At 38.7% G+C, this 23966-nt stretch carries 23 protein-coding genes; 13 read left to right on the top strand and 10 right to left on the bottom strand.

Annotated features, from left to right (window positions below; genetic code table 11):
* The first annotated feature begins 380 nt into the window (after window positions 1-380).
* Both fadR and AC27I2_RS12415 read left to right on the top strand, forming a co-directional pair.
* The gene (gene fadR / locus AC27I2_RS12420; protein ID WP_006793939.1) at window positions 381-1094 is read left to right on the top strand and encodes a fatty acid metabolism transcriptional regulator FadR; all 714 of its coding nucleotides are present in this window, start codon (window positions 381-383) and stop codon (window positions 1092-1094) included.
* A 260-nt stretch (window positions 1095-1354) separates the two neighbouring features.
* Window positions 1355-1960 carry a peroxiredoxin gene (locus AC27I2_RS12415; protein ID WP_006793938.1) on the top strand — a complete coding sequence of 202 codons (606 nt, stop codon included), beginning with the start codon at window positions 1355-1357 and terminating at the stop codon, window positions 1958-1960.
* A 61-nt stretch (window positions 1961-2021) separates the two neighbouring features.
* Here AC27I2_RS12415 and AC27I2_RS12410 read toward each other — a convergent pair whose 3' ends face one another.
* Both AC27I2_RS12410 and smpB read right to left on the bottom strand, forming a co-directional pair.
* Entirely contained in the window at window positions 2022-4613 is a 2592-nt protein-coding gene (locus tag AC27I2_RS12410) for a TonB-dependent receptor (RefSeq protein WP_006793937.1), read from the bottom strand.
* Between the two features lie 421 nt (window positions 4614-5034).
* Window positions 5035-5514 (bottom strand): SsrA-binding protein SmpB, encoded by a 480-nt coding sequence (smpB, locus tag AC27I2_RS12405; protein WP_006793936.1) that lies wholly within the window; start codon window positions 5512-5514, stop codon window positions 5035-5037.
* 145 nt (window positions 5515-5659) lie between these two features.
* On the opposite strand from smpB, the gene AC27I2_RS12400 reads away from it, so the two are divergent.
* Together AC27I2_RS12400 and AC27I2_RS12395 are read left to right on the top strand one after the other, a co-directional pair.
* Window positions 5660-6100 carry an SRPBCC family protein gene (locus AC27I2_RS12400; RefSeq protein ID WP_058404802.1) on the top strand — a complete coding sequence of 147 codons (441 nt, stop codon included), beginning with the start codon at window positions 5660-5662 and terminating at the stop codon, window positions 6098-6100.
* Window positions 6097-6420, top strand: coding sequence for an RnfH family protein (locus tag AC27I2_RS12395; RefSeq protein ID WP_058404801.1), 324 nt, complete (start codon window positions 6097-6099; stop codon window positions 6418-6420). The genes AC27I2_RS12400 and AC27I2_RS12395 overlap by 4 nt, the downstream gene beginning before the upstream one ends.
* A gap of 53 nt (window positions 6421-6473) precedes the next feature.
* On the opposite strand, the gene AC27I2_RS12390 is transcribed toward AC27I2_RS12395, so the two are convergent.
* Window positions 6474-6833: an outer membrane protein assembly factor BamE gene (locus AC27I2_RS12390; protein ID WP_006793933.1), complete on the bottom strand. Its 360-nt coding sequence runs from the start codon at window positions 6831-6833 to the stop codon at window positions 6474-6476.
* 107 nt (window positions 6834-6940) lie between these two features.
* Between AC27I2_RS12390 and AC27I2_RS12385 the strand changes: the two genes are divergently transcribed.
* On the top strand, window positions 6941-7264 hold the full coding sequence (locus tag AC27I2_RS12385) for a GIY-YIG nuclease family protein (RefSeq protein ID WP_487204440.1): 324 nt from the start codon (window positions 6941-6943) through the stop codon (window positions 7262-7264).
* On the opposite strand, the gene AC27I2_RS12380 is transcribed toward AC27I2_RS12385, so the two are convergent.
* The 4 genes from AC27I2_RS12380 to ilvC form a co-directional block, all read right to left on the bottom strand.
* Window positions 7228-8145, bottom strand: a complete 918-nt coding sequence (locus AC27I2_RS12380; protein ID WP_219422427.1) for a M20/M25/M40 family metallo-hydrolase — start codon at window positions 8143-8145, stop codon at window positions 7228-7230. The genes AC27I2_RS12385 and AC27I2_RS12380 overlap by 37 nt on opposite strands.
* The gene (locus AC27I2_RS12375; protein ID WP_138527433.1) at window positions 8142-9317 is read right to left on the bottom strand and encodes a tetratricopeptide repeat protein; all 1176 of its coding nucleotides are present in this window, start codon (window positions 9315-9317) and stop codon (window positions 8142-8144) included. The genes AC27I2_RS12380 and AC27I2_RS12375 overlap by 4 nt, the downstream gene beginning before the upstream one ends.
* A gap of 133 nt (window positions 9318-9450) precedes the next feature.
* The gene (locus tag AC27I2_RS12370) at window positions 9451-11364 is read right to left on the bottom strand and encodes a methyl-accepting chemotaxis protein (RefSeq protein WP_487204439.1); all 1914 of its coding nucleotides are present in this window, start codon (window positions 11362-11364) and stop codon (window positions 9451-9453) included.
* Window positions 11365-11543: 179 nt separating this feature from the next.
* On the bottom strand, window positions 11544-13016 hold the full coding sequence (ilvC, locus tag AC27I2_RS12365) for a ketol-acid reductoisomerase (RefSeq protein WP_487204438.1): 1473 nt from the start codon (window positions 13014-13016) through the stop codon (window positions 11544-11546).
* Window positions 13017-13150: 134 nt separating this feature from the next.
* Here ilvC and ilvY point away from each other — a divergent pair, with 134 nt between their 5' ends.
* The 6 genes from ilvY to AC27I2_RS12335 all read left to right on the top strand — a co-directional run bounded on the left by ilvY (window position 13151) and on the right by AC27I2_RS12335 (window position 18577).
* Window positions 13151-14056, top strand: a complete 906-nt coding sequence (ilvY, locus tag AC27I2_RS12360) for an HTH-type transcriptional activator IlvY (protein ID WP_487204437.1) — start codon at window positions 13151-13153, stop codon at window positions 14054-14056.
* A 112-nt stretch (window positions 14057-14168) separates the two neighbouring features.
* Window positions 14169-15215, top strand: a complete 1047-nt coding sequence (locus AC27I2_RS12355; RefSeq protein ID WP_219422435.1) for a GGDEF domain-containing protein — start codon at window positions 14169-14171, stop codon at window positions 15213-15215.
* A 173-nt stretch (window positions 15216-15388) separates the two neighbouring features.
* Window positions 15389-16222: a MipA/OmpV family protein gene (locus AC27I2_RS12350; protein WP_487204436.1), complete on the top strand. Its 834-nt coding sequence runs from the start codon at window positions 15389-15391 to the stop codon at window positions 16220-16222.
* A 1-nt stretch (window position 16223) separates the two neighbouring features.
* A complete protein-coding gene (locus tag AC27I2_RS12345) occupies window positions 16224-16604 on the top strand; it encodes a DUF3019 domain-containing protein (protein ID WP_201020868.1) in 381 nt (126 codons plus the stop codon).
* 14 nt (window positions 16605-16618) lie between these two features.
* On the top strand, window positions 16619-17311 hold the full coding sequence (locus AC27I2_RS12340; RefSeq protein WP_487204435.1) for a response regulator: 693 nt from the start codon (window positions 16619-16621) through the stop codon (window positions 17309-17311).
* A 21-nt stretch (window positions 17312-17332) separates the two neighbouring features.
* Complete coding sequence (locus tag AC27I2_RS12335) at window positions 17333-18577, top strand: ATP-binding protein (protein WP_487204434.1); 1245 nt, start codon at window positions 17333-17335, stop codon at window positions 18575-18577.
* Between the two features lie 104 nt (window positions 18578-18681).
* Here the strand turns inward: AC27I2_RS12335 and AC27I2_RS12330 are convergent, their stop codons facing one another.
* Together AC27I2_RS12330 and AC27I2_RS12325 are read right to left on the bottom strand one after the other, a co-directional pair.
* On the bottom strand, window positions 18682-18897 hold the full coding sequence (locus AC27I2_RS12330) for a DUF3820 family protein (protein WP_006793920.1): 216 nt from the start codon (window positions 18895-18897) through the stop codon (window positions 18682-18684).
* 328 nt (window positions 18898-19225) lie between these two features.
* A complete protein-coding gene (locus AC27I2_RS12325; RefSeq protein ID WP_487204433.1) occupies window positions 19226-20803 on the bottom strand; it encodes a cation:proton antiporter domain-containing protein in 1578 nt (525 codons plus the stop codon).
* 267 nt (window positions 20804-21070) lie between these two features.
* Between AC27I2_RS12325 and AC27I2_RS12320 the strand changes: the two genes are divergently transcribed.
* On the top strand, window positions 21071-21814 hold the full coding sequence (locus AC27I2_RS12320) for a sporulation protein (RefSeq protein WP_058404793.1): 744 nt from the start codon (window positions 21071-21073) through the stop codon (window positions 21812-21814).
* 103 nt (window positions 21815-21917) lie between these two features.
* Window positions 21918-22376 (top strand): GNAT family N-acetyltransferase, encoded by a 459-nt coding sequence (locus AC27I2_RS12315; RefSeq protein WP_487204432.1) that lies wholly within the window; start codon window positions 21918-21920, stop codon window positions 22374-22376.
* A 54-nt stretch (window positions 22377-22430) separates the two neighbouring features.
* On the opposite strand, the gene AC27I2_RS12310 is transcribed toward AC27I2_RS12315, so the two are convergent.
* A complete protein-coding gene (locus AC27I2_RS12310) occupies window positions 22431-23783 on the bottom strand; it encodes a sodium-dependent transporter (RefSeq protein ID WP_487204431.1) in 1353 nt (450 codons plus the stop codon).
* Between the last annotated feature and the right edge of the window lie 183 nt (window positions 23784-23966).

The following is a 23966-nucleotide window of genomic DNA, read 5'->3' as shown; positions in this document are numbered from 1 at the left end:
TAAACCATTTTAGGATCCCACATGACACCATCTCTCATCATAGAGTGGTTGGGGCCAGATCTTGACTTCGGACATTAAAAATCTTCAATGTGTACAATTGGCTGTTTGTTCAGCCACTAAGTTGAGTTTCGCTACTTGCAACATTTCCCCCATGTTTAGCCTAACTGTAATGTGGTATTTTCAATGAATTTGTTTTATTGAAAGCTATGTTTGTTCCTTTAAAAAGGCCAGAAATTCACGCTCCTCAGTAACTTTACCTTGATGTGTATGATCAATTTAACAATATATCTTACTTTACTTGTTAGTTGAGTTTCGTCTGGTACAATCAGTCAGTTATTCGTGTAAGCGAAACGTTGTAGATTAATTCGAGTGGGAATTGGATGAGAATTTTTAAAGCGAAAAGCCCAGCAGGATTTGCTGAAGAATACATAGTTGAGTCTATTTGGAATGGCGATTTCCCTCCAGGTTCAATTCTACCAGCTGAGAGAGAGCTCTCTGAGTTAATTGGCGTAACAAGAACTACATTACGCGAAGTGTTACAGCGTTTAGCGCGAGACGGTTGGCTAACTATTCAGCACGGTAAACCAACAAAGGTGAATAACTTTTGGGAAACGTCGGGCTTGAATATATTAGAAACGTTAGCACGTTTAGACGAAGATAAAATGCCTGAGCTGACAGATCAGTTGTTGTCTGCTCGTACTAATATAAGTGCTATTTACACCCGTGCTGCAATTAAGCTTAATCCTGAACGTGTCATTGAAATTTTATCATTAAGCCACGAACTTGAAGATACTGCACAAGCCTTTGCTGATTACGACTATAAAGTGCACCACGAATTAGCCGTTGCAGGGAATAACCGAATTTACGTTTTAATTTTAAACGGTTTTAGAGGGTTTTATTCTAAAATTGGTTGTCATTATTTTTCAGATCCGGGTACCCGCGAGCTTGCCCGCCAGTTTTATAAAGATTTAACTGTATTAGCGCAAAATAATGAGCACGATGGTGCAATTTCTATGATGCGTAAATATGGTCATCAAACGGGTGAAATTTGGCAAAAAATTCGTGGCGATATGCCGTCGGATATAATGGACTAAACATTTAAAAAAACCTGTATTTGCAGGTTTTTTTGTATTTGCGGTGTTTTAATTTTTGTTCGGTATTTTCTATTAGATTCTTTCTATTCGGTATTTTCGATTGCTTACATCGGTAAATACGATTGTCTTTTTCAAATGTTTATATTTAATATACAAAACAATTATATGTTGGTGCTATTGGTTTTTAAATTTTAGCGCCCATATATGTACCAGCATTGCGAAAGCAATTGAAAACAAACTCAAAATATTTGGAGAATAAAATGGGTGTATTAGTAGGCCGCCAGGCACCAGACTTTACCGCTGCAGCAGTTTTAGGTAATGGTGAAATTGTAGATAGCTACAATCTACACGAAACAATTAAAGGTAAAAAAGCTGTAATCTTCTTTTACCCATTAGATTTCACGTTTGTATGTCCTTCTGAACTTATTGCATTTGATAAGCGTTTTGAAGAGTTTAAAAAGCGCGGCGTTGAAGTAATTGGTGTTTCTATCGATTCACAATTCTCTCACAATGCATGGCGTAACACGCCTGTAGCTGACGGCGGTATTGGTAAAGTACAATACGCACTCGTTGCAGACGTTAAACACGAAATTTGTAAAGCATACGACGTTGAACATCCAGAAGCGGGTGTTGCATTTCGTGGTTCGTTCTTAATCGACGAAGAAGGTAACGTACGTCACCAAGTAGTGAACGATTTACCACTAGGTCGTAACATCGACGAAATGATCCGTATGGTTGACGCACTTGCATTCCACAGCGAAAACGGTGAAGTATGTCCTGCTGGTTGGACTGAAGGTAAAAAAGGTATGGATGCAAGCCCTGAAGGTGTTGCTAAGTTCCTATCTGAAAACGAAGGCGAGCTATAATTTAGCCCTTTTGTTTAAATAAAAAAACCGCCAGTTGGCGGTTTTTTTATTTGTGTAGCGTTTAAAAAGAAAAGCTCACTTTAGTATAAATATAACGACCGCGAGGGTTATGAACACCTGACGCATAGCCGTATAAATCAGAATCACCGTCACCAATTGCAAATGGTGGCTCTTCATCAAATAAGTTATTAATACCTAACGATACTTTTGCTGAATCAGAAACACGGTAAGACGTTTGTAAGTCAACCAGTGTTTGCGAATCAACCATACGCGACGTATTGGTGTCGAAATCTAAGTTACCATCGAAATCGATATCTGGCGTATCTTCAAACTCACCAACATAGCTAATGTTTAAGTTAGTGTTAAACGCGCCCATCTCCCAGTTAGTTGAGAAGATAAAGCGGTGCTCTGGGTACCCATATTCGCCGGTGTAATCACGACCATCTTTTTCAAATTTATCTTGGTATGCCCATTCTAAATTGAATTTTAATAAGCCTAAATCGTCAAGCGAGTGATTGTAGTTTGTTGAAATATCTACGCCCGATACTTCTTGCGATGATACGTTTTCAAAGGTACTGAATATTTTTTGAATTGTGCCGAGTGCATCACCACCATTGGGTGCTAAACGAACACACACGGTGCTGTTTTGGTTATTACACTCAGAGGCGTAAATAGGCCCAAATTCTTGCTCGTCAATTTTGTTATCTTGTGTGATGCTCCACACGTCTACGCTTAAACCAAACTCGGCTGTTGGTGCCCAAATAAAGCCAACGTTCCATGATTCAGACTCTTCTGGTTGTAGATCTGGGTTACCTGCAAACTCAATGTTGTAATCAAGAGCGCTACAGTCTTTACCCGTTGCCTGACAGCGGTAGGTGTCTACAAAAAACTGACTTTCTTGAGATGGACCTAAACCAACTTGTGCAAGAGACGGAGCTCTAAAGCCTTGAGCCCATGAACCACGAACCGTAATTTCATCGGTTGGTGCCCAACGAAGTGCCACTTTTGGATTGGTAGTCGTACCAAAGTCACTATAGTCATCGTAACGACCTGCCAGTTGCAGTTCTAGGGTTTCTGCAAGTGGAATTGAAAACTCAACATACGCGGCGTACTGGTCTCTGTTTGCTGATGCCGATACAGATTCAGTACCAAATATTAAACCACGTTGGAATTGGTCATCTGGAATATCACTAACGTCTTCTTCGCGGTATTCAATACCTGCAGCCATCATCACAACATCATCACCAAAGCTAAATGCTTCACCAGTGATGTTTGCGTCAAATGAAGTCATATGCGATTCGCCACGACGAACAAGGCTGGTGGTAATTCTGTCTACAACAGCCGGATCGTTGTAAGTGCCACCGAATGGGTTGTAGTTACCTGCGTCAATTTCTTGTTGCAAGAAATCTGTACGAACCCAACCTTGCGAGCGGTCGCCGGTTTGCATTGATTTACTACGCCCTTTTTGTACTGCTGTTTCCCAGCTCCAGTCGTTAATTTCGCCTTTTAAGCCTGCCACAATACGCATTGTGTCTGATTCAATATCCCATTGGCGTGCACCTGCATCGACAGTACGGTAGCGGCCAATTTCGATGTCTTGTCCAAAAGGATTATTTGGATGATTTGCAGGTACCGTTAGGCCGGCATCTTCGTCAAGTGGCGTTGGTGCACCGGCTGCAACTGAGGTATTGTGCTGAACGGCCATTTCTAAAAAGCCCGTAATGCCGTTGTCAAAACGATATTCAAATTGCGATATAGCGCCAATACGCTCAGCGGCAGGGGCAATATAGCCAAATGGACCATAATCAAATAAACAGCTTCCGCTTGCGGTTGCGTTTTCAGCTGGGCAATCTGGGTCAATTGTTTTTACGCCATCAACGTAAAAGTAGCCAGGAAAGCCACGAGAAGAACGGAAATCTTCACCGCCATAAGGTGATTGGTTAGCGGTGCCTAAGCGGCCCATTTCATCTGATGAAAGCGATGTGTTTTTAAAGTAATCAATGATTACCGACGCACTGCTTTTTTCGCTAGTAGTGCCCCATACAACACTTGCTGTTGTTTCTTCATAGTTAGGACCGTCAGTGCCGCCGTAACCTAAGTTTACTTCTACGCCATCGATATCTTTTTTCAAAATAACATTAACAACACCGGCTACGGCATCAGAGCCATAAATTGCAGATGCACCGTCTTTTAAAATATCGATACGCTCAATAGCCGATACTGGAATGCTGTTTATATCGACAAACGAATTTGTTATACCTTCGGCAAATGCACTAATTGAGACTCTTCGCCCGTTAATAAGCACAAGCGTTGCGTCGGCACCTAGGCCACGCAAACTTACAGCGGCAGCTCCATTTGCCGTTGAATCTTGGTTATTACCACGTGTAGAAAAAGTACCACTGCCTGCTACAGGCATTCTTTCGAGGAGTTGTTGGAGGTTGTCGTAACCCATGTTTTCAATATCGGCTTTGCTGATTGACTGTACCGGTGAAGGGCCTTCAATGTCAGAGCGTTTAATACGCGAGCCTGTAACTTCAATGCGTTCTACTTTTTTTGCTTCTTCAGCAGCGTAGGTTGTTGTTGTAAAGCCCGCTGATAGTGAAAGTGTTGCACCAATAATAATACTTGGTGTAAATGCAATTGATTGCTTCATCCTTAAATCCTTGTTGATATGTAATAAGTTTAGTTGCTCAATACCAATCCTTTTAAATTGTTAAATAAATCCCACATTTAATCGGATTGATATAACAAGCGACGACATTAATATCATGTAACTTAAGTGTTAGCAATTAGACCGAAATGTGATTTTAGTATGACTTTTAGTGTGGTTTTGGATGATTTTAAAACAGGTTTTATGCGCTGAAGGAGGTTGAAATAGGCGCATATGCTTTATTCAAGAGATAAAAAATACAACCTAAATAAGAGTAATAATTAAATTAATTGATTGATGATAAAATTGTAATAAATTATTTATTTCCATATTTAGGGTGAATAATAATCGTGTTGTATATTAATAAAACAAATGGCGATTAGTTTTTTATAAAAAAAACGCCTAACTGAGTTAGGCGCTTTACTTATACTTTGTGCTTCATTAAGCGTTCTTTTTCGCGTGACCAGTCTTTATTTTTACCGTCTTCGCGTTTGTCATGCATTTTTTTACCTTTTGCTAAATGAAACTCAAGTTTCACCCAGCATTTTTTCCAATACATGGCTGTTGCTACTAATGAATAGCCGTCACGTTCAGTTGCTCCCACTAAGCGGTCAAGTTCTCGTCTGCTTAGTAAAAGCTTTCGGTAACGCATAGGGTCGCAAATAACGTGAGTAGAGGCACTATTTAATGGTTGAATTTGACTACCAAGTAAAAATGCTTCGCCGTTTTTAAGATGTATATAAGTTTCAGAGATATTTACTTTACCAGCTCGGATACTTTTTACTTCCCAGCCTTGTAGTTCGACACCTGCTTCAAACTTATCGTGTAAAAAATACTCATGTCGCGCTTTTTTGTTTAGCGCGATGGTATTACTTGTCGATTTTGATGAATTTTTCTTAGCCATAGTGCCCTATAATATACGTAATGTGAGATGTTTTACATCGATTTTTAGTAATGATTTTAAAAAATTAGATCTAATTTATGCGTCATGAAAGTTTGGGGAAACGAACAAAGCTTGCTAAAATTCGCCCACACATTTGGGAGTGAGTATGCCACAAATAGAAAAAAGTGCGCTGGTTATGTACAGCACTAAAGAAATGTTTGATCTAGTTAATGATGTAGAAGCTTATTCTCAGTTTTTACCAAATTGTTCTGATTCAAAAATTGTTTCGCAACAGCATAATAACATGACCGCGAGTATAGAAATATCCAAGGCGGGTATAAAAAAGTGGTTTACCACCGAAAACACCTTTATAGACGAACAAACCGTGTTGTTAAAACTGGTTGATGGTCCATTTAAAACGCTTAAAGGGCGTTGGCATTTTCAAGCATTAGATGCCTATGCATGTAAAGTTTATTTAGAGCTTGAATTTGAGTTTTCGAGCAAAATTATTGAACTCGCGTTTGGCAAAATTTTTAATGATGTTGCAAAAAATATGGTCAGTGCTTTTACTTCGCGAGCTAAAGAAGTATACGGAGCGCGAGTATGATCAATATTGAAGTTGTATTTGCTTTACCCACTACAGCTACCTGTTTATCGCTTGAGGTGCAACCAGGCTGCACAGCAGAACAAGCGGTTATTCAGTCGGGTATTATTGAAAAGTGCCCTGAAATAGACTCAAATGCACTGACATTAGGTGTGTGGAATAGAACGGTTAAGGCAAACTACGAATTAAAAGATGGTGACCGTATTGAAATATACCGCCCATTAATTGCAGACCCTAAAGATGCACGAAGAAAACGCGCTGAAAAGGCAAAAGAAGAAGGCCGAGCAAATAAAATAACAGGCGGTCGCCCACTCGAGCGTTAATTTAGGTATAAAAAAAGGTAAGCAATGCTTACCTTTTTACTTTAGCAACAATATTATTGTTCTAAAGGGGTGTTGAAATTTTCTGGCTGGTCGTAGTCACCTGAAAGCGAAACAAGTTTTTCATTTTCAAAGTTAATAACAAGCTCTTTATGTTGTTCGTTTTCACGGCCTTTGTTAAAGCTGTAAACATAACGCCATGTGTTGTTATCAAAAGCATCTGTAGCAATAGGACGGCCTAATACATAAATAACTTGGTCTCGAGTCATGTTTACACGAAGCTTTTCAACATCCGATTGCTCTAAAAAGTTACCTTGAGGGATGTTTATTCTGTATACCCAGCTAGAGCAACCTGCTGCAGAGCTAAGTGTTAAAGCGACGATAAGCCAAAGAGAAAAAGTTTTTAACGACTGCATTGTTTGTTGTGATCCTTATTTTTTATAATCTGCATGATACCGATTAGTCACTGAAGGTAAAACCCTTTTAAGCAATTGTTTTGAGTTAAGGGTATTAAGGTAATATTTTGACCACCAATAATGAAAAAAGTTTACTAACCACAGAGCCAAAAACACACAGACTAGACACTTTATGGCACTTGTACATAGTGCAAACACGGTTTGGACATTGGTATACCGGAATTACTACAAATGTAAATAAGCGCTTTGCAACGCATCAAGCAGGTAAAGGGGCGAAAAATTTAAAAGGTAAAGGGCCACTTTTACTTATTCATCAACAAGAGGTAGGAACTAAAAGCGAGGCGAGTAAGCTTGAATGCAAAATAAAAAAACTACCCAGAGCGAAAAAAGAGGCTTATGTTTCAGCGTTTAAATCATCAGCAGGGGCCTGAGCAAGCTGCTTAATAAATTGCTCTATCGTGAGCACCGTGTTTATGTACTTAGGTAGGTCGATGTGCTCTGCGGTGTCTTTAGTTGTGTGGTGATGGGGGTCGTGACCCATTCCAAAGTACACGTAAGGTATGTTGTTACGCGCAAATGAGTAATGATCGCTTGCCCTATGCCAATCAATATTTTGTGATTTAATTAGCCGATTCATTTGTTTTGACGAATAGGCCGGTTTGATTGTTATTTTAGTGTTTTTTAAAGCCCAGAACACAGGTTTTAGTTTTTGTTTTAGTGAGTACGATGCTAATGCATACACACGGGCTTTATGTTTTTTTACCCCCAGCATATCTAAATTTATATTCATTAAAACGTTATTAGGATTAAGTGTTTGCGCAAAATGTTTACTGCCATGTAAACCATTCTCTTCTGCGTCGGTTAATACAAATATAAACTCGTAAGGGAATTCTGTATTCTGTAACGAAGATGCCAGGTAAAGCAGGGCAGCGACGCCAGTTGCATTATCGTTTGCCCCTAAATAATATTTTCCACCGCGTTTTCCCAAATGATCGTAATGGGCAGTAATTATAATTTTTGGATGGGGTGTTGATTGAGCAGGCTTAGCAACAATATTAATACCCTGTATTTGTTCAAAAACGCCTGACTTATAAGTAAATGTTTGCTCACTCACATTTAGGTTAATTTCAGAAAGTCTATTCTGTAAGTATATTCGAGTGTTTACGGCGCCCTCTGTTGCTGTTTTTCGACCCATTAGGTCATTACTGGCTAAATAAGTTAAATCATCAATAAGTTGGGTGTGTAAGGCATTTCCATAACTATTAGCGCACACACTTATTAAAATAAAGCATAAAAAGTATTTAATGGTCATAGCTTTGCTGTTAGTGAACGTAATGTATCTAATTTACTCTCATAGCGTTTTTTGTCATGTAAAAAGTCAGCTTTTTTGCCCGCTTGCTTAAGATGATATGTCGCTTTTTGGGTATTTCCCCATTTAAAATACACGCGAGCTTGGCCAAAGTGGCTTTCGTGCAATGAGGGTGAAAGGCTATAGGCTTTTTTATAATGTGCTAATGCAAGTGTAAAATTAGATTGCTCAAACTCTGTATTACCAAGCGATATATAGTAATAAGGGTTGTTTTGACGCTTGATATGTAATTTGTTTAAGATGTCAGTGCCTAACTGCGAACGGCCTGTTAGCTGATACAAAACAGCCAAGTTACCTTGTGCGGTATTGTTGTTTTGATTAAGCAATATTGCGTGGGTGTAGGCTTTTTCAGCTTCAGTTAAGTAGTTTAATTGTCTAAACAATACGCCTAAATTTCCCCACCCAGCACTGAAATTAGGGTCGACTTTAACTGCATGGCTAAAGTAGTTATAAGCTAAATCGTACTGCTTATTAACGAGTGCAATTGCGCCTTTATTGTTATAAAACATGGCTGTAATATTCTGTTTGCTAATAGGTGTTGTTTTAAAGCGAGCTTGGCGGCTATTAGGGTCAAAGTCTATTGTTAAGCGTTTTTTGCCTTGGTAAACAAATACTGACTGGTTAGAAGGTTCAATGGCGATATCAATACTTAAGTTAATGTGGCCCGTCAGTAAATTAAATCCATTGTTAAGAGCCCAGTATTCTGGGATATGTACTTTATTAAACCGTGCTTTTATACCTAAATAGTCAGCAAGGCTATACGCTAAAATAGAGAGCGATAAGCAATTTGCATTTAAGTTTTTAAAGGTTTGTGATGCGGTGAGGGTTGCCCCTGATTGATATGAAAGCGAATCATCACCATTTTTAAGTAAAAAGCTCAATATACTGTGTGCCAGCGCTTGGGCAGATTGCTGACTTTTTAGATGGTTTTGTAGCTGCTGCTTGAGATTGTCGCTGAGAGTAAAAATCTCTTCTGGAGATTCTAGAGTATATGACTCAAACGAATTTATTTGGGTCAATTTAACTGGCGGCGGGGCAGGCGGTATTGAACTGCATGCGCTTAGCGTAAATAGCCCCACCAATATGACCAAAGATTGAAATCGATGGGATTGCATAACCACCTCCAAACAAAAACGTCTTAATAAGTTTAGTCGTAATTTTGCCTAGAGGGGTACTTAATACCAATTCGCTTTAATATCAAACCCCTCGGGATCATTAATCAAGCGAATTGGTGTAATGCAGGAAGTTTTAACGGTGCTTTTCAAACGTTGCCACTAAGGCATCTAATGTTTGAGCGCTATTTGCTAGGTCACGTATAGCTTGTTCAGTGTTAATTTGTTCACTCATTGCGTTGTCGCTAATTTCGCTAATTTGCTCAATATTACGGCCAACATCGGCAACTACATTACTTTGCTGTTCGGTAGCTGTTGCAATAAGCGTTGCCATGTCATTTATTTGATTAGATGTTTCGCTTATTACATCGAGTAATTCAACTGAGCTTTGCATAGCCCCCACACTTTGCTGTGCTTTATCTTTTGACTGACTAATGTCTTTTACTACGTCATCTGATATTTGTGTAAGCTCCTCAATCATCGACTGAATTTCGTTGGTAGATTGAGAGGTCCGGTTTGCAAGCGCTCTTACTTCATCAGCAACAACAGCAAACCCTCTGCCATGCTCACCAGCACGAGCAGATTCGATTGCCGCATTTAAAGCTAATAAATTTGTTTGCTCTGAAATGCTGCGAATTGCATCAATAATACTGGCGATATCCACTGTCTTTTTAGAGAGTAGTGACACTTGCTCTGTTATGCCGTCAATGTCGCTTGCAAGCGCAGAGATAGTTGCCTGGCTTTGCATTACTTGGTTATGGCTTTGCATTGTGTTTTCGCGGCTGCTATCGGTAAGTTTTGCCGCATTGGCAGCGCTTTGAGCAATTTCTTGAACTGTTGCGCCCATTTCATTAATAGCTGCCGCGACAGAAATAGTTTGCTCTTTTTGGCTATCGATTGCTTGAGAATTGCGTTTGGCTTGCTCAAATACATGGTCAGAGCTGCGCTTTATATCGTGACTTTCTGTGGCAACTTGGCCAATAGCCACTTCAATTTTACTAATAAACTGGTTAAACCCTGCACTTAAGTTATTAAGCTCTGCTTGGCTCGATTCGGGTAATCTATACGCTAGGTTTGCGTCGCCAGAACCTAAACGAGAGAATAATTCGCCCATTTTAAATAATGGTGAAGACAACGAGCGCGCTAACAAGTAACTAATTAAGCTGGCAATTAAGGCAATGATTAGGGTAAACGTAAATATTTGCCACTGAAGTGTACTTACGCTTGCAAACACTTCACTTTTTGGAACTTGGGCCACAATAAATAAGTCGGTATTTTCTATCGGGGTTGCTGCTACAAGGGTGGCTTGACCATCTAGTGTGATTTCTTTTAGCTTAAAGCCGTTTGAGCTTAGTATTTCATTACTAATGTTCGCTTCATAAACCGAATCAATATTTGCTTTGGCTACTTTATTTGAGTCTTTGTGTAATTGAATAAGGCCGCTTTTGTCAGCAATATATACAAACCCTGTTTGCTCAATTTTAAATTGTTGCAGTAGTTTTTGCATATCAGTAATGCTTTTAGCTAGCCCTGCTAAACCTTTACCATTCACCTGCTGGTGGTTAATAAACATTTTTACATCATTCACTGACTCTTGATAAATACTGATAGAGTAGGGTTTTCTTGATTCTTTGAATGCAAAAAACCACCCATCGGCTTCATCGTTTTTTAGTACGCGTAAAAAGCCTTCTTGATTCCAGTATTGTGCGGTGTTTCGGTTAGCCCACGATGCTGTGGCTAAGTCGTATTGTTCTACCAAGCGGTTTAGCTCTTTTAAAAGCAGCGCATCGTTATTATTAGTTTGTGCCCATTGTAAAATAAACTCGTTTGATGAAAGTTGCTCTGCAGCACCAATTAGCATGTTTATTTCACCACCAATGTGGTTACTAATTGTTTGCAGCTTACCTGGTAACTCTGACTCAATCATACGTTGTTCTATTATATCTTCAGAACTATATAACGATGTAATGCCAATGAGTGCTGCAACAAAAATAGCGATGCCACTGCCAAGTGCTGTGATTTTTTGAGTAATAGAAAGGTTTTGTATCATTTTATAATAATTTTTTACAACGAAGTAGAATACGATGTTAGCACACAATTTATTTAGAGTTAAATAATGCTAACGGACATAAAATTAGACCTTTTTGTTACTAAGCTATAGGCCATAAAAAAGCCCACACGCAAAGCATGTGAGCTTGGTTTCTAACAAGCGAAACTTAAAGGGTAACGTTAAACAATTTTTTTCATAGCTGACATATAGCCACGTAATTTAGCACCTACTTTTTCAACCGGATGCTCACGAAGCGCTGTATTAATTTCAATTAACGCTTTGTTGTCTACTTGGTTACTTTGCTCACTTAGGCCTTTACCAATTACATCGGTGTCGATGTTTTTCATAAAGTCGGCAAGTAATGGTAAACATGCATGATTGTATAGGTAACATCCGTATTCAGCGGTATCTGAAATAGTACGATTCATTTCAAATAACTTTTTACGCGCAATGGTATTCGCAATTAGCGGTGTTTCGTGAAGTGACTCGTAATATGCTGACTCTTCAATAATGCCTGCCGCTGTCATAGTTTCAAACGCAAGTTCAACACCTGCTTTAACCATCGCAACCATCAAAATACCGTTGTCGAAGAATTCTTGTTCTGAGATTTCTACATCACCAGCGGGTGTTTTTTCAAAATTAGTTTCAGCTGTTTCTGCGCGCCATTTTAGAAGGTTAGCATCATCGTTTGCCCAATCTTCCATCATTACACGTGAAAATGTACCATCGATGATGTCGTCTTGATGCTTATTATACAGTGGGCGCATAATTACTTTTAGTTCTTCACTAAGTTCAAATGCTTTTACTTTTGCTGGGTTAGATAAACGGTCAAGCATGTTTGTAACACCGCCGTATTTAAGGGCTTCTGTGATCACTTCCCAACCAAATTGAATTAGTTTAGATGCGTAACCTGCATCGATACCCTTTTCAATCATTTTATCAAAACATAAAATAGAACCCGTTTGTAACATGCCACATAAAATAGTTTGTTCACCCATAAGGTCAGATTTAACCTCAGCAATGAATGACGATTTAAGCACGCCTGCGCGGTCACCACCGGTCCCAGCAGCGTAGGCTTTGGCTTGAGCTAGGCCATGACCTTGTGGGTCGTTTTCTGGGTGAATGGCAATAAGTGTTGGTACACCAAAACCACGTTTGTATTCTTCACGTACTTCAGAACCCGGGCATTTAGGTGCAACCATGATGACTGTAATATCTTCGCGAACTTGCATGCCTTCTTCAACAATATTAAAGCCATGTGAGTAAGCAAGTGTAGAGCCTTGCTTCATTAGCGGCATGATGGCACTAACGACTGCTGTGTGTTGTTTATCTGGCGTTAAATTTAGTACTAAATCGGCGGTTGGAATTAGCTCTTGGTAAGTACCTACAGTAAAACCGTTTTCAGATGCATTTAAAAATGATTGGCGGCGTTCAGCAATAGCTGAATCACGTAACGTGTAAGACACATCTAAACCTGAATCACGTAAGTTAAGGCCTTGGTTTAAGCCTTGTGCGCCACAGCCTACAATAACTAGTTTTTTACCTTTAAGTGCATTAACACCGTCTGTAAATTCGCTTGCGTCCATAAATTCACATTGTGCTAATTGCGCTAATTGTTCGCGTAAAGGTAAAGTATTAAAGTAATTCGCCATTGTTAGTGTCCTATAAATATGTTTGTTAGATGCGGTGTATTTTGCGCTTGTAAACACCATATTTAAAAATGTCACTTGCGTAAAATGATATATTTGAATTAAAGTATTTTAAAATATGAAATACTGGTGTTGCTATGGATCATAAGCATTTAAAATATTTTTTAGCTCTGGCTAAAACATTGCACTTTGCTAGGGCAAGTGAGCTTTGTCATGTGAGTGCGCCTACATTAAGTCGTAATATTAAACACCTAGAAGAAGAGGTGGGTGTTGCGCTATTTATGCGGGATAACCGTAGTGTTAAGTTAACAAAAGAGGGAGAGTCTTTTATTGATTACGCCACTGCCACCCTTGCTAATTGGCAACGCTTCAAAGCTAATGTGAAAGAGCCACAGCAACATATTTATGGAAAAGTCAGTATTTATTGTTCTGTTACGGCGTCTTATAGCTTTTTGCATCAAATTTTAGAGCAACTCAGAGCGCAGCATCAATATATAGAAATCACCTTAAATACGGGCGACCCTGCGCTTGCTATAAACCGTGTATTAGATGGTCATGAGTCTATGGCGATAGCAGCTAAACCCGCTAAATTACCCGCCCAAATTGCTTTTGTAGATATAGGCCATTCACCCTTGGTGCTTATTGGGCCAAAGGTTCAGTGTACGATCACCGAAAAGTTAACATCCTGTAATGAGGAGCCTGATTACTCAGATCTGGAGTTTATTGTGCCTGAGCAGGGGTTTTCTCGCCAACGCTTAGAGATGTGGTGGCGAAAAAACAATATTCACGGGAAAATTTATGCACAAGTGGCGGGGCATGAGGCAATGGTGTCTATGGTTAGTCTGGGATTTGGGGTCGCAATGGTTCCTAAAATAGTATTAGATAACAGCCCCCTTAAAGATAAAGTACAGATACTTACACCAAAAATGCAGGCCCCTGAAGGTTTTGATATTGGCTTGGCGGTTTTAAGAAAAGAGCTCAACGACCCCGCAATTAGTGCTTTATGGAATATTGCACAAACTTTAGACGCAAAAGCGATTTAGATTTATCTACCGTTAAATAAGTTCATAAAATAGTATTATTTTGGCTTGCGTAAAGGTTTACTATTACTTAACATTGAATGCTAATAATAAAAATGACGCTTGAGAGTTCTTTATGAATAATGCTGTATCACTTTCTCATTCCGCTCAGTATTTAAAAAAAGCAGTACCTATGATGGTGAAGTACCGTATGCCGGTAACACCTATTAATTATGCTATTTGGTATTGCTATTTTCAGGGTAATAAACCGTCTTTAAACATTGAACTAGATCAAGTTATTTCAGAGCACCAAACATGTACTCAAAGTAAAGCAAAAGAAATATTCGATAAGCATTTAAGTGATGAAGATTTAGCTCTTTTTCAAGAAATGTCGGATAAGTTTCATAATACGGTTGAAAACATTCAGCAAGATATAAGTATTACACTGGGTCACTCTAAAAGCTTTAGCACTTCACTTATTGACTCACAAAACGAAATTAACAGCCTGATAGATACTAACTCTTTTAACGATATTCTTGGTTGTGTAGAGCGCTTGACCGATGAGTCTATTGCTATGCAAGACTCAGCCCGCGAGTTTCAGACAAAGCTGTCGGTTGCATATAACGAAATTAAAGATTTAAAAGAAGCGCTTAACCTTTCTAAAGAAGCTGCCGACACAGATCCATTAACCGGTTTTTATAACAGAGGTAAATTTGACTCTGATATATCTGATTTTTGTCGTGAATATTCAGAGCAAACAACTGAAAGTTCACTTGCTGCACTTATTATGTTTGATATTGATCACTTTAAGCGATTTAACGACGATTTTGGCCACCAAAAAGGCGATGAAGTCATTAAGCTAGTGGCAAAAAAAGTAAAAGAAAATTTAACTGAAAAAGCGAAAGTTTATCGCTACGGCGGAGAAGAGTTTTGTATTACCGCCTATTTTGACACCATAAATGACTTAGTTGCTTTTGCAGAGTGTATTCGACTAGAAATTGCGAAACTGGCTATCCGTAAAAAACAAGATGTAAATAACAAGCGTGCTATATCGGCCAGCTTTGGATTAGCTATGCTACGCCCATTTACAAAAAGCTCTGTGTTGGTTGAGCGTGCCGATAGAGCGCTTTATATTGCTAAAACACATGGACGCAACCGAGTTGAAATAGCCCCTGATATATAATCATTATAAGGGGTTTAAACTTTTACATTGTGTATAAAAAGTGTGAATGATTGTAATTAGCTGCAGATAGTTTTAGGTAACCTTGTTACCATGCGTAAATAAATAACCTTGTGCTCTGATTTACGCTGATGCGGTTTAATTTTTTTCTACTCACCATTCTTAGTTTAAATTTATTGTTCACTTGTTTTACGTTAAATGCCAAGCAAAATACGTACGCGGAACAAGAATACTCAGAGCAGCATGTTCAATCTCACCAGCTAATGTTTAGTATTAACGCTGGTGTGGGTGTTATCACTAATCCTTTGCGTGGTGGCGACAATGTTCCTTTAGTCGTTATTCCTCAAATAGCGTTTTATGCTGAAGAGTGGTTTTTTGACAATGGCCGCTTAGGCTATTCTTTTTTGCAAACTTCTAAGCACCATTTAAACATTATTAGCGAGCTCAATACTGAGTCTCGCTTTTTTATAGATTGGCATCCTAATAATGTGTTTACGCTGCAGGGTAGTAGTTCAGATAGCCCGTTTTATTTGCAGGCAGCAGAGGCCTCTTCAGTAAAAAATATTAATTTAAATGACCTGCATAAACGTCATGTAGCCTTAGATGCAGGACTTGCATATCATTACGTGAATGATCAACATGTATTTTCTGTACAGGTACTGCATGATGTAACAAATGTGTATAACGGTGTTCGCGGTGCATTTCAGTGGCAATACCATACTCAACTAGGGCCTATAAATATTAAGCCATCGTTTGGTTTAAATTATAAATCTGCGGAACTAAATACCTATTACTATGGCCTTAAAGACGGCGAAACTTTATTGGGCGAGGTAGAGGTTGGTAGCAGTTGGCAACCCTATGCAAAAATTGATGCCAAATTCCCCTTAAGCGATGACTATTCTGTTCGTTTTCATTTAGCTTATTATGACTATTCAGCTATAGATGACAGCCCACTTTTAGAGCGTGATTATTCAATGACTGCATTTTTAGGATTAGAACGCACTTTTTAATATGAAATATTTAATGGTCATTTTATTTTTAGCACCACTGCTTATGCCTTATAGCCGTGTGCATGCTGCGTCTTTTACTGTGTCACCTAAAGTATGTGTTATTTCTCACGTTCAGGACTTTTGCGATCTTGATTTAACGTTTGAATGGCAGGGCGATGTGGTAGGTGATGTGTGTATATATGAACAGAGTAAAAAGATACATTGTTGGCAACAACAGCGCGCAGGAGAGTTTAATTATAAAGCGCGTGTTCAGGTCGAAACCATATACTCCTTAATTAATTCAAAATCTGGTGTGTTATTAGCTAAAACACAGGTTGAAGTACAAAGTACTCATGTAAAAAAAAGTAGGCGTCGGCTTCGTTCACCATGGAGCTTTTTTTAATTTAGGAGCAATCAATGCCAAAAATTCTACTTGTTGAAGATGATCTTGGTTTACAACAACTCACAAAAGATTACCTTGAACATAATGGATTAGAAGTCGCAGCTTTAGAACGTGGTGATGAAGTATTTAGTTATTTAGAAAATAATCACGTCGATTTAATGATACTAGATGTTATGTTACCGGGAAAAGATGGATTTAGCGTGTGTCGTCAAGTGCGCGATAAGTTTTCTCTACCAATTTTAATGTTAACAGCTAAAAGCGAAGATTTTGACCAAGTATTGGGTTTAGAACTGGGCGCAGATGATTATGTTATTAAACCCGCTGAACCTCGTGTTTTACTCGCAAGAGTCAATGCGCTACTACGCCGTGGTCAAACAGTGACAAAAGCGAGTGAAGATTTACAGTTTGGTGATTTAATTATTGATAAGACTAGCCGTATAGTGCAACTTTCTGACAAAGAAATAGTGCTAACGTCGCATGAGTTTGAATTACTTTGGTTATTAGCCTCAAATGCTGGTCAAGTGCTTAGTAGAGAGCATGTACACCAACATATGATCGGTCGCCAATATGATGGGCTTGACCGCACCGTAGACGTTCGTGTGTCGCGTATTCGCAAAAAGCTCGGTGACAACAGCGACAAACCATTTAGAATAAAAACAGTATGGGGGCAAGGCTACTTATTTGTTTCTGATGCGTGGGATCTTTAAACACAAGGTTAATAGGCATTAATGGGAAAGCTGTTTGCAAGTTTATATATTTATATTGTGGTTTCATTGTTCGTTGTTAGCGGCGTTATAGAACAATTATGGCCATATGATGAATCGCAGCAGACCGTTTTTCTCGATGACGAGTTTGGGCAGTCGCTTTGGCTGCTTTCGCAAACACCTGACGGATTAGCAAAATTAAAGGAACACTACAAAAGCCTTGCTATCAGTCGCGCTGATTTAGTGCTACCTCAAGAACAGCTGGTTCAGTTAAATAGTCATCACTACTTATATTTATATGATAAACAGCAGCGTATTATTTGGTACATAACGCTTAATGACAGTGAGCTTTTGCAAGTAGGGCCTATAGGGCTAGATACACCCGTCTCGACTTCGGTATGGCCATACGTATTATTACTTACTATTGTGGGTATTCCCGTAGGCTTATGGAGCTTCTTACTTTGGCGTGACTTTTCGAAATTACGCAATGCGTGCGAAGCGGTTGAAGGCGCTCAAGACTTTCAACTTTCTGACTCCTCTAAATCATTTTTTTTACCAATTACAGAAACACTTAGTTTAATGCAGCAACGCATTGGCTTTTTATTAACCGCTCAACAAGAGCTGACTTCGTCGGTTTCTCATGAATTTAGAACCCCCTTAGCTCGCTTAAAGTTTGCAACGGCAATACTCAAAGAGCGTTTGTTAGATGAAAAAAGTGAAGTCTACATTGCAAAAATGAACAGCGACATTAATGAACTTGAAAGCCTAGTTTCAGAAATGCTCGATTACGCAAAACTAGACTCTCAGCAACCTAGCTTGCAGCCTCTCCCTAGTGATTTGGTTGAGTTAATAAGAGTTAGCGTTGAAAAGCTTAACTTTGACAAGAAAATTAATTTGTATGAAGTATTGCCAAGTAGCTTAATTTACCAATGTGACCCGCATTTTATGGCGCGTGCTTTTCAAAACTTAATTGGTAATGCAATTAAATACGCCAATAGCCAGGTTAAAATATCACTTATTACTCAGCATAACGAAGTACAGTTTGTAATTGAAGATGATGGCCGAGGCATTGCTGAAATAGAGCGAGAAAACGTATTTAAGCCCTTTACACGGCTAGATAAAAGTAGAGACAAAAAAACAGGTGGATTTGGCCTAGGGCTAGCCATAGTCGCTAAAATTATTGCTTGGCATCAGGGAAGTTATCATATCGAGCATTCGTCTTTAGGTGGGGCAAAGTTCATCATTAGCTTACCCCTGGAGCAAAACTAAAAGATATGAAAAAAGCGCCAAAAGGCGCTTTTTTGTGGTTAAAACCAAAATCAACAAGTAGCAATTAAATAGACCGTGAATATATAAAATAGTTTCGGATAATTTTATTTTTTTTCTAGCAGCGGCATTAACATTTGCTCCAAGCCATTTAATTTAACCTCATACATCATAGCTAATTGGCTGCCAAGTTTTGAATCTGGAAAGCCTTGCTGCTTAAACCAGACTAAGTAGGGCTCTGGAAGTAATAATAATGGGCGGCCTGAGTATTTTCCAAATGGCATTTTAGTGTTTATGGCAATTTTTAATTGTTCCGGATCCATAGGTTTACTTAGTGGTGTAATAATGATTTAAGTGTAAGGTATTTTAGAGAGATAAAATAGGCTGTGACGGGCAAGAAACAGCCTATTGAGTGAGGGAGTAGGCCCTCTGATTTAAGAATTTTTGTTGGTGTAAACAGCCCGACACAATTTTTGTTAGCTGGAGTCTAACTAGATTGTATTTAACATGGGTTATATTTAACCAACGAAGACAGTTTACCTGTTTTTTGCAAGTATGGTGTATGCACTTGTAAAGGAATGTAAATACAATTGCTTTTTATTTATTTGCTAATAAAAAAGAATTGTTTTTTGCTTTTATACACATTAAATACTACTTTTCACCAAACAATTCTTGTTTTACGTGTTCAGCAAAACCACTTCCTGCTTCTAAGTAAAAGTTATAGGTTGAATGAACTCCCATATTTTCAAGTTCTTTTTGTTGGTCTGGGTAGTTTGCAATTGCAGTAACTTGCCCTGTGTAGCCTGACGCTTGAAGTTGCTCTAATGCAAAAATATTTTGCATGTGCTTCGGCATAGCTAACATAACCATTTCAACTTGAGAGTGGTTTACACGTTGCCAAAAATCAGGGTCGGTAGCGTCTGCAATCAGTACTTTACGGCCTCTACTTATATGTTTATCGACAACTTCGGGTTTAATATCAATACCTGCTACTAAATTGGGGTGAGTCATATTAATTGTTTCATATGCACCGGTGCCAATACGGCCCATGCCAAAAATAACAATTTTTGTATCATTAAGGTTTACTGGTAATTCTTCGGCTAGGCGAGTTTTGCTTTCAAACTTGACTAACCAGCTTTCTATTTTTACATATAGCTCATTAGAGCGTTTGTTAAGTGGTGAGGCAATAACAAAGGTAATAGATACCGCAATAGCCATAACAGCTAGCCATTCAGGTGTAATAATACCTGTTGAAGCTGCAACGGCGCACACAATCAAGCCAAATTCACTGTAGTTAGATAAGGTAAATGCGGTAAGTAGCGATGTACGTGCACGCAATTTAAACGCATTGGTAAATACATAATAAAGAATAACTTTAACAGGGAGTACAAAAATAAGCACAATGGCAATAATGAGCGAATCAAGGGTTAGTTGAGCATTTAAACCAATGCTTAAGAAAAAACCAACAAGTAAAATATCTTTTAAGTTGAGTAATGACTTTGATAACTCGCCCGCTTTTTTATGTGGCGCAAACATCATGCCTATGATTAGCGCACCCAAATCACCTTTGAGACCTGCAAATTCAAATGCGTTATAACCAGCAACAAGCGCAAAAAAGAAGCCAAACAAGGGAAGCAGTTCACCATGTTTAGAGCGGTTAAGCATAAAATACATAATAGGGCGTATTAAAGGCAGGGCAATAATGATAGCTAATGCCCAAATGTTGGGTACTTTACCTGTACTAATTGCTAAAAATATAACCGCAAAAATATCTTGCATTACAAGTATACCAATAGCGATTTTACCGTGTAGGCTTGCCATTTCACCGCGCTCTTCAAGTACTTTTACAGCAAATACTGTGCTTGAAAAGCTAAGAGCAAAGCCGACCAATAAGGCACTCTGCCAACTTAAATCAACAAAAAGAGGCAGAGCAAAAATACCTAATAACAACATAAAACCGCTAAAAATAGCGCTGCTAAAAATAATATGAAGGGTAGCGGGTGCCCACACTTGGGGTTTTATTAAGCTTTTTACTTTAAGTTTTAAGCCAATACTGAACAGCAATAAAGTAACGCCCAATGCGGCAATTGTATCAAGTAGATCTGTGCTTTTGTAACCTGCGAGGTTTAGCGCAAAGCCAGCCAGCAAAAAGCCAATAAGTGGGGGGAGTTTTAATTGATAAACGGCAAAACCACACACAAATGCGGTAGCAAAGTAAATTAGTTCCATAATACTTAAAATTACATCATTTGGTATTGCAGTGTAGCTAAAAACAACGATTAATGAAAATTAAATATACCACTTGAGCTTTGTTTATTTAGTCGCTTTTAGGACTTTGTTTGGATAATAAACGCACAAATTATGCATATTTAACCTTTAAAAGCATTTAAATCCTACTTTTAAACTGACAACGGCTTTTAATTATGGTTAAGATGAGATAACGAAAACATTTAAGTTAGGGCATATTTAAGAGCGGCTCAGCTTAAGGAGAATTATATGTTTAAAAAGATTTTAGCATCGGTTGGTATTGGTGCAGCAAAAGTGGATACTATTTTAGAAACTGAACATCTACAACCAGGACAGCTTTTTAACGCTAATATTGTTATTACAGCAGGTGACGTTAGCCAAGAAATTGCAGGCTTAGATTTATTGCTAATGACCCGCGTAAAAGTAGCTGGTGATGACGGTGATTATTTTACCAACCATGTGATTGATCAATGGCGAATTACAGATATAGGTAAGTTGGAGCCAGGTGACGTAAAAAGCATACCTTTTGAAGCGCGTTTGCATTCAGAAACACCGATCACTGAAATTAATGCGGGTTACAATCAGTCTCATGTTTGGTTAGAAACTGGGCTGGACATTGATTTAGCATTAGATCCAACAGACAAAGATCATCTTCATATTTACCCAAATGAAGCCGTTAAAACGTGCATGCAGGCAATGGATAAATTAGGTTTTAGTTTATCTAAAGCCGATGTTGAAAAAGGTTTTTTACGTGCCTCTACATTTGCGTCTGTTTCTGGGTGTTACCAAGAGCTTGAATATAAACCTAACAGCAGAAGCTTATTTGGGATTCAAGAAATTGAGTTGTCATTTGTGCCAGAAGCACATAAAACTCACGTTTTAATTGAGCTTGACCGTGCATTTAGAGGCGATGGATATATTGATGTAACCATTGAACATGACCATGTGAACCTGTCTCAGTTATGTGATCAGTTAGAGCGTTTATTTGCTTAACGCTTAGCATAGCGTTAAGCGGTGAATATAATTTTTATTGTTCATTTTAGTATTATAGCGATATCAAACCCAGCTTTAGCTGGGTTTTTGTTTAAGGATTGCCATGCATTTTAACTGTGAGCCATTTGAAAATCTGACCCCCCATACTTTGTTTGCAATTATGAGAGGGCGTGTAGACGTATTTGTTGTAGAACAAAATTGCCCTTACCCTGAGTTAGACGATGTTGATATTTTTAAAACAACTCAGCATATCTATACCTTAGATAATATGCAGTTAATGAGCTATGCCCGTTGCTATGAGAAAAATGACCAGTACAGTGCAATTGGGCGTGTTATAGTTAACGATCAGCACCGAGGTAAGGGGATTGCGAATAAGCTGGTTGAAAAGGCAATAGCGTGTTGTACATTGCACTGGCCCGAACGCGATATAGTGATAGGTGCGCAAACCTACTTGTTAGATTTTTATCGTTCATTTGGTTTTAAGTGTATAGGGGAGGCCTACTTAGAAGACGGTATACCTCACCAAGATATGCTGCTAACAATTGAAAAGCTCAAAACGTAATGTTGTGAGTGACTATAAAAAAGCCCAAAAAGTGGGCTTTTTTATAATGTGTTGTTAGCTTAATATTGAATGCACGAACACGGCGCCTATAACAATAGGGCAAACAAATTTGGTGTACCAAGGCCATACTTTCCAAAATAAGCTGTTGTGTACTTCTGGGTTACCTTGTTGAATAGCTTGTAATAATGAGTTTCTGTACCAAATCCAACCTACAAAAATACAACACATTAAGCCAAGTAAAGGCTGTGCAACTTTTGTTGTTAAAGTAATTACTAAGCCAAATAAGGTGCCTAGGTTACATACAATCGTAATACTAACGACGGCTATTAAGACGCCGATTAACCATGTAGCTTGAATTCGCTTCATCGCAAAGCGTTCAACGGTATAAGATACAGGGGCTTCTAGCATTGAAATAGAGGACGTTAGCGCTGCTATGCTCATCAGGGCAAAAAATGCAAAGCCAACAAATAAACCTACACTGCCCATGCCATCAAATAAAGCGGGAAGTACCTGAAATACCAAAGTATCTTCTGAGAGTAACTTGCCGCTGGCTGAAAATATCTCAACGCCCTGAGCTTGAGCTACATACATAGCTGGAATAATAAGTAAACCAGCAACAAACGCGATAAACACATCAATTAATGTTACGTATGCACCTAGAGACACTAGGTTTTCTTTTTTACTAATATACGAGCCGTATATAATCATAACGCTTGTACCAAGTGATAATGAGAAAAAGGCTTGGCCTAAGGCGCTAACAATTAACTGGGTGTCAAAAATAGATGAAAAGTCAGGTAGCAAGTAGGCTTTTAACCCTTCCATTGCACCCTCTTGTGTCATTACATAAGCAATTAATAAAAATAAAATGCCCAATAAAGCCGGCATCAAGCGCTTTGACCATTTTTCGATACCGTTTTCAACACCACGGCTAATGATTGCTATCGTTAAAACAATAAAAACAAGGGTAAATATAATGTTGCGAGTGAGTGACTGTTCGCTTAGCCACAAAGATGCAGCGTCTGCTCCAGCCAAGGTAGCAATAGGTTGGGCTGTTGCACTGAGCATCCAGCCGGCAACAATAGCATAAAAACTAAGTATAAAGCCGGCACATAAAATACCCCCAAAGCCGACAATAAATGCAAAGTGTTTTTGCCAAGGTTTATTGGACACTTTAGTTAAAGAAACCACGGCGTTGGCTTGGCCGTGTCGACCAATCATTAATTCGGCCATTAGCGCAGGATAAGCCAAAAAGAAAGCTAACACTAAATAGGCAACCAAAAATGCGGCACCGCCATTACTGGCTGTTTGTGTGGGAAAGCCCCATATATTGCCCAAACCTACGGCAGAACCGGCGGCGGCCATAATAAATCCAAAGCGAGAACTAAACTCGCCTCTAACTGCGCTCATATTATTATACTTCTCTGTTTTTTAACGGCGCTGACAATCTACTGGAAATGTAAAAAAATAAAAAGTGCTTATTTGCTGATCCCACACAATTTAGTTTTCCAGCGGCATTATTAATACGCTGTTTTTAGTCAATGTTACTAGGTAATTAAAATTAATAGGTTGATTTTGTTTTAAAAATGTTAA

It is taken from the genome of Pseudoalteromonas sp. NH0006-46 (assembly GCF_057547735.1).
The sequence above is the reverse complement of the archived record's forward strand: the minus strand, read 5'-3'. Positions and strand labels throughout refer to the sequence as shown.